This is a genomic window from Bacillus sp. JJ634, assembly GCF_036962285.1.
GTDB classification, from domain to species: domain Bacteria; phylum Bacillota; class Bacilli; order Bacillales; family DSM-1321; genus Peribacillus; species Peribacillus asahii_A.
The window spans coordinates 108,799-114,953 of the sequence record NZ_JBALMU010000024.1 but is presented as its reverse complement, the minus strand read 5'-3'; the positions used below and the strand labels follow the sequence as shown (position 1 = coordinate 114,953).

The 6,155-nt window shown below is 38.0% G+C and carries 5 protein-coding genes; all 5 read right to left on the bottom strand.

Going from position 1 to position 6,155, the window contains the following annotated elements; all coding sequences use genetic code 11:
• Positions 1-535: 535 nt before the first annotated feature.
• From codY to trmFO, 5 genes are read right to left on the bottom strand one after another with little or no spacing between them, the layout of a single operon-like run.
• A complete protein-coding gene (codY, locus tag V7068_RS04640; protein ID WP_499711295.1) occupies positions 536-1,315 on the bottom strand; it encodes a GTP-sensing pleiotropic transcriptional regulator CodY in 780 nt (259 codons plus the stop codon).
• A gap of 44 nt (positions 1,316-1,359) precedes the next feature.
• Complete coding sequence (gene hslU / locus V7068_RS04635) at positions 1,360-2,766, bottom strand: ATP-dependent protease ATPase subunit HslU (protein WP_499711294.1); 1,407 nt, start codon at positions 2,764-2,766, stop codon at positions 1,360-1,362.
• A gap of 15 nt (positions 2,767-2,781) precedes the next feature.
• On the bottom strand, positions 2,782-3,309 hold the full coding sequence (gene hslV / locus V7068_RS04630) for an HslVU peptidase proteolytic subunit (protein ID WP_119116571.1): 528 nt from the start codon (positions 3,307-3,309) through the stop codon (positions 2,782-2,784).
• Between the two features lie 25 nt (positions 3,310-3,334).
• Positions 3,335-4,237, bottom strand: a complete 903-nt coding sequence (gene xerC, locus V7068_RS04625) for a tyrosine recombinase XerC (protein ID WP_252294261.1) — start codon at positions 4,235-4,237, stop codon at positions 3,335-3,337.
• A gap of 59 nt (positions 4,238-4,296) precedes the next feature.
• Positions 4,297-5,604 carry an FADH(2)-oxidizing methylenetetrahydrofolate--tRNA-(uracil(54)-C(5))-methyltransferase TrmFO gene (trmFO, locus tag V7068_RS04620; protein ID WP_499711292.1) on the bottom strand — a complete coding sequence of 436 codons (1,308 nt, stop codon included), beginning with the start codon at positions 5,602-5,604 and terminating at the stop codon, positions 4,297-4,299.
• Positions 5,605-6,155: the final 551 nt, after the last annotated feature.

Genomic DNA, 6,155 nt, shown 5'->3' with positions numbered 1-6,155 from the left:
CGATTATACCGTATATTGGAATCAAAAATTATTAAGATTTTTCATACTTTTTAAACATTGATACCTATACCAACTAGAAATATATACCTATTTTCGATAAAAATCGACAAATTTCTACATTTACCATGACCATCCACCGTTCGGCTCAATCTTACATATCCCGCGTACTATATAAAGCATTTCTACTATTGTAGTAGTTATAACAATATAATTAAAATGATAAAAATCACACTTATGTGACTTTCTCCTCTATTTTCCCCAAAAACGTCACACTAATGTAACAAACTGTTCTCCATTATAGCTTTTTACCTAACACGTAAAAAAAAATCATGACTCCGACCTCAAACTTATGAGGCAATAAGGAATATAGACAGGGGATATAAATAATCTTCTGTAGCTATAACCCGCTTAGCATCTCGAGGTCATCGCTTTCGGAGAAAAAATACCCACTAGATTGGTTTAACATCAAAAAAAAGAGCCTTGTAATATCCTTACTTAGGACATTACAAGACCCTATTCTCTTGCTGTTCTTCTATTAACTATTTTTTAATTTCTCTAATTCAAGTAAAAATTTATCATTCAATACTTTAATATATGTCCCCTTCATACCTAAAGAGCGAGATTCAATAACCCCAGCGCTTTCTAACTTACGAAGAGCATTTACAATAACGGAACGTGTAATGCCGACACGGTCAGCAATTTTAGATGCTACTAACAGCCCTTCATTCCCTTTTAATTCTTCAAAAATATGCTCAATTGCTTCTAATTCACTATAAGATAGTGAAGAGATTGCCATTTGTACAACCGCTTTACTGCGAGCCTCTTCTTCAATTTCTTCTGCTTTTTCACGCAAGATTTCCATTCCTACTACCGTTGCACCATATTCCGCTAAAATTAAATCATCATCTTCAAATTTTTCTTCTAAACGAGCCAGAACTAATGTACCTAAACGCTCACCACCACCGATAATCGGTACAATCGTTGTTAATCCATTAGCGAAGAGATCTTTATTTTCAATCGGGAAAACTGTATACTCACTATCCATAGTCAAATTAGAAGAAGTTTCTTGTATATTAAATAAACTCTTCGTATATTGTTCGGGGAATTGTCTCTCTTCATACATTTTTATTAAGCGTTCATTTTCAATTTTTTGACTAATAGAAATACCTAATAATTTTCCTCGACGACTTACAACGAATACATTCGCGTCAATCACTTCACTTAAACTGTCGGCCATTTCTTTAAAATTCACAGGTTTACCGGCTGCTTTTTGGAGCATTGCATTAATTTTTCTTGTTTTACCTAATAAGTTCATCTTTATTGTTCCTCCCAATAGTGCCTATCTATCTCAATCATTAATTATAAAATAAATTGACTTAAGTCTTTATTACGCGCAATAGAGCCTAACTTCTCTTCCACATATTGCGGTGTTATTGTAATCTTCTCAAGGGTAATCTCCGGTGCTTCAAACGACAAATCTTCTAATAAACGTTCCATGATTGTATGAAGACGTCTTGCCCCGATATTATCCGTATTTTGATTGACTTCAAACGCTACTTCCGCAATCTTACCAATAGCATCGTCAGAAAATTCAATTTGTATACCTTCTGTTTCCAATAATGCTATATACTGTTTTAATAAAGCATTATCTGGCTCATGTAAAATCCGTACAAAATCATCAACTGTTAGTTTCTGTAACTCAACACGAATTGGAAATCTCCCTTGTAATTCCGGAATCAAATCAGAGGGTTTCGCCATATGAAACGCCCCAGCTGCAATAAATAACACATGATCTGTCTTAACAGATCCATATTTTGTTACAACGGTTGACCCTTCTACAATCGGTAAAATATCCCGTTGAACCCCTTCACGAGAAACATCAGCTGAAGACGAACCGGATTGTTTGCTTGCAATTTTATCAATTTCATCAATAAAAATAATTCCGGTTTGCTCCGCTCGCATCACAGCATCTTGTGTCACTTCGTCCATATCGATAAGCTTCGCCGCTTCTTCATTCACTAAAACACCACGCGCCTCACTTACCTTCAGCTTACGCTTTTTCTTCTTCTTCGGCATTAGTCCGCCTAGAACATCTTGCATATTCATGCCCATCTGTTCCATGCCCGAACCTTGTAATAAATCAAACATCGATGCTTGTTGTTCTTCAACCTCTACCGTAATAATTTCGTTTTCTAGTTCACCCTTGGCTAAGCGGTCCGCAATCAGTTTGCGCTTTTGCTGCAAGCTTACATCCTCAGAATGTGATTCAACCGTTTCTTCTTGCACATGGCTTCCACCAAACAATGCTTCTAATGGATTTTTAAAATTGTTCTGCTTTTTTGTTGATGGAACGAGCAATTCAATTAAACGGCGATTGGCTTGTTCTTCCGCTCGTTCTTTGACACTCACCATCTTTTCTTCTTTCACAAGACGGACGGATGTCTCCACTAAATCTCGAACCATTGACTCCACATCACGGCCGACATAACCGACTTCTGTAAATTTTGTAGCCTCAATTTTAATAAAAGGAGCCCCAACAAGCTTCGCCATTCGGCGAGCAATTTCCGTTTTCCCAACACCAGTCGGTCCAATCATTAAAATATTTTTCGGAACGACTTCATCACGTAACTGATCAGATAAAAGACTTCTACGATAACGATTGCGAAGGGCAACAGCTACAGCACGCTTTGCCTCTTTTTGACCTACAATATATTGATCTAATTTCTCAACAATTTGTCTCGGTGTTAAAGCAGCTTTCTTTGCCATTTTTGCGCTCCTCCTTTACAGCTCTTCTACAATAATATTTGAATTCGTAAACACACAGATTTCAGCTGCAATGTTTAATGCAGACTCTGCAATGTCTCTCGCCGATAACTGCTCAGCGGAAAACCGCTTTAAAGCTCGCCCTGCAGCCAGAGCATAATTACCGCCAGAACCAATCGCTAAAATTCCATCATCTGGCTCAATCACTTCCCCTGTACCCGAGACAAGTAACAAATGTTTCCGATCCATTACGACTAGCATCGCTTCAAGCTTGCGCAAAATATTATCACTGCGCCATTGCTTTGCCATTTCGACAGCCGCACGCTGAAGATTACCATTATATTCTTCAAGCTTCGCCTCAAACATTTCAAATAAAGTAAAAGCATCCGCTACAGATCCAGCAAAGCCCGCCAGCACATTACCGTTAAAAATCTTTCTCACTTTTCTCGCTGTATGCTTCATCACGACTGAGTTTCCTAATGTTACTTGACCGTCGCCAGACATCGCACATTGTCCATTATGATGAACAGCAAAAATGGTTGTCATAAGAATACCCCTTTCGAAAAGCGTATTAAGCCCTTGGATGTGTTGAATTATATACTTTTCTAAGCTGCTCTTTTGTTACATGCGTATAAATTTGAGTAGATGAAATTTTTGAATGCCCTAAAAGCTCTTGAACCGTTCTTAAATCCGCTCCATTATTTAATAAATGCGTGGCAAACGAATGCCTTAACATATGAGGATGCAGCTTCCCATTTGCCGCAGCTTTTTTAATGCATTCATTTAACACATAATGAGCTCCTCTAACAGTTAATGGCTCTCCACGATAATTAATAAACAAATAGGAATGAGATGTTCGGTAAGAAGACATCGTCTCGGTACGTGCCATATTTATGTAAGTCTGTAGAGCCTCTTTAGCACATTGACCAAATGGTACGTATCGATCTTTCCTCCCTTTCCCATGCACTAGAATTGTTTCAAGAGAGAAGTCAATATCTTGTAATTGAATGTTGCAGCACTCACTAATTCGAGTCCCTGTTGCATAAAGGACCTCTAATAAAGCAGCATCCCGCAAGCCCATCGGTGTGTCTTTATTTAAAGCAGAAAACAGCTGATTGATCTCTTCCTCATAAAGAAAACGAGGCAGCTTGTGTTCTTTTTTAGGTAGAGCTAAGAGGGAAAATGGATTTTCCCCCACCATCCCTTCTCGCACTAAAAATTTATAAAAGGTTCGTAAGCAAGATATTTTCCTTGCAACTGTCCGTTTAGATAAATCTCGTTCATATAAAGTTGTTAAAAATAGACGAGCATCAAAATATTCAACCAAAGCTAATTGCTGAATGTTCTGTGTCTCTAAGAACAAAAAAAATTCGCCAAGATCTCGTTTGTAATTATCAATTGTATAAGGTGAACAGTTCTTCTCAATTTGTAAATATTCTATAAACAATTGTAACGCTTTTTTCGTATCCACCATACATACACCTCTCAAAGGCTACTAAATCGTATCACACTTACTGACTGCAAGCAAATATTTCACAAACTTTTCATAAAGTTCTGAATTGTTTGTAAAGCGCGATTAGCATGCATTTCATATCGTTCTTTCTTCGACTTAATTCTAACACCAAGGTCTGGGAATAATCCAAAATTAGCATTCATCGGTTGGAATGTTTTTGCATTTGTTGACGTAATATAGTGAGCCATACTTCCAATCGCTGTTTCTTGTGGGAATACAATTGGCTCTTGACCCATCATCATTCGAGCCGCATTCATTCCTGCAACTAATCCTGAAGCAGCCGATTCCACATAACCTTCTACACCCGTCATTTGACCTGCAAAGAAAAGATCATCACGATTTTTAAATTGATACGTTGATTTCAATACTTTTGGTGAATTAATAAACGTATTGCGATGCATAACCCCGTATCGAACAATTTCCACATTTTCAAGACCTGGAATTAATCGAAGTACTTCCTTCTGTGGCCCCCATTTCAAATGTGTTTGAAAGCCTACTAAGTTATATAACGTACCTGCTGCATCATCTTGGCGTAATTGAACAACAGCAAAAGGTCTTTTACCTGTTTTCGGATCTTCTAGTCCAACTGGTTTCATCGGCCCAAACAGCATAGTCTTCCTCCCGCGTGCCGCCATTACTTCAATTGGCATACATCCTTCAAAGAAGATTTCTTTCTCAAACTCTTTTAATGGAACAGTTTCCGCTGTGATTAACGCTTCATGGAAACGATCAAATTCCTCTTCCGTCATCGGACAGTTTAAGTAAGCCGCTTCTCCTTTATCATAACGGGATTTTAAGTACACTTTATTCATATCAATGCTATCTTTTTCAACGATTGGTGCAGCAGCATCATAAAAATATAAATACTCTTCTTCCATAATCTCCTTCAAACTATTCGATAATGCTTGGCTTGTAAGAGGTCCCGTCGCAATGACCGTTGGGCCTTCAGGGATCGTTGTTACCTCTTCATTTACAACGGTTACATTAGGATGATTCTTCACTAAATCTGTCACACGTGCTGCAAACTCATGTCGATCTACTGCAAGAGCTCCGCCAGCAGGAACTGCACACGCATCGGCTGCTGCGATAATAACTGAATTGAGCATGCGCATTTCTTCTTTCAAAACGCCTACCGCATTCGTTAACGCGTTGCCACGCAAAGAGTTAGAGCATACAAGCTCTGCGAACTTATCAGTATGATGAGCTGGTGTTTGCTTCACTGGACGCATTTCATACAAACGAACTTGAATTCCTCGATTAGCCAGTTGCCACGCAGCTTCACTTCCTGCAAGACCTGCTCCAATCACATTAACTTTTGCTTCTTTCATTTTACGAACCTCCATATAAAGATATGATAAGAAAAGCACAAGGCGCCTTAGTCAACTCCCAACACACGAGGAAACTGGACGCAAAAAACCGTTTGATTAACACTATGATTTAGTACAGCCTGCCTTTAAAAACACAGTGAGTGTCTCTCTTCTAGACAGGTCATGTTCATTTTATAGTTCAAATAAAATTATGATTTTGATCTACCTTCTCATATATTCACTCACAAATTTTCATTCATTATTTTACGGGAAATAGTGACCTCTATGTGCTTAGATGCGCGACATCCTTTTTTATTCCTAGACCGCAATTAAACATTATATCGTTAAACAAAAGGAATTGTCCACTGCATTGTACATCACCTTCGCTAAATAAAAAAGTTTTTCGATCTATCACCGTATTTCCTCCAACAATGCTCTGTTACATAACCTTGTTGGTTTTTGATTCATTTAAGCCAAAAATCGTACGAAATAACAAGTTTATTCACATAGTCTCCACCAAAAGAATCTCTCTATAATTTTCCTAAAAAAGCGAGTGCCTTCTCCATTATCAA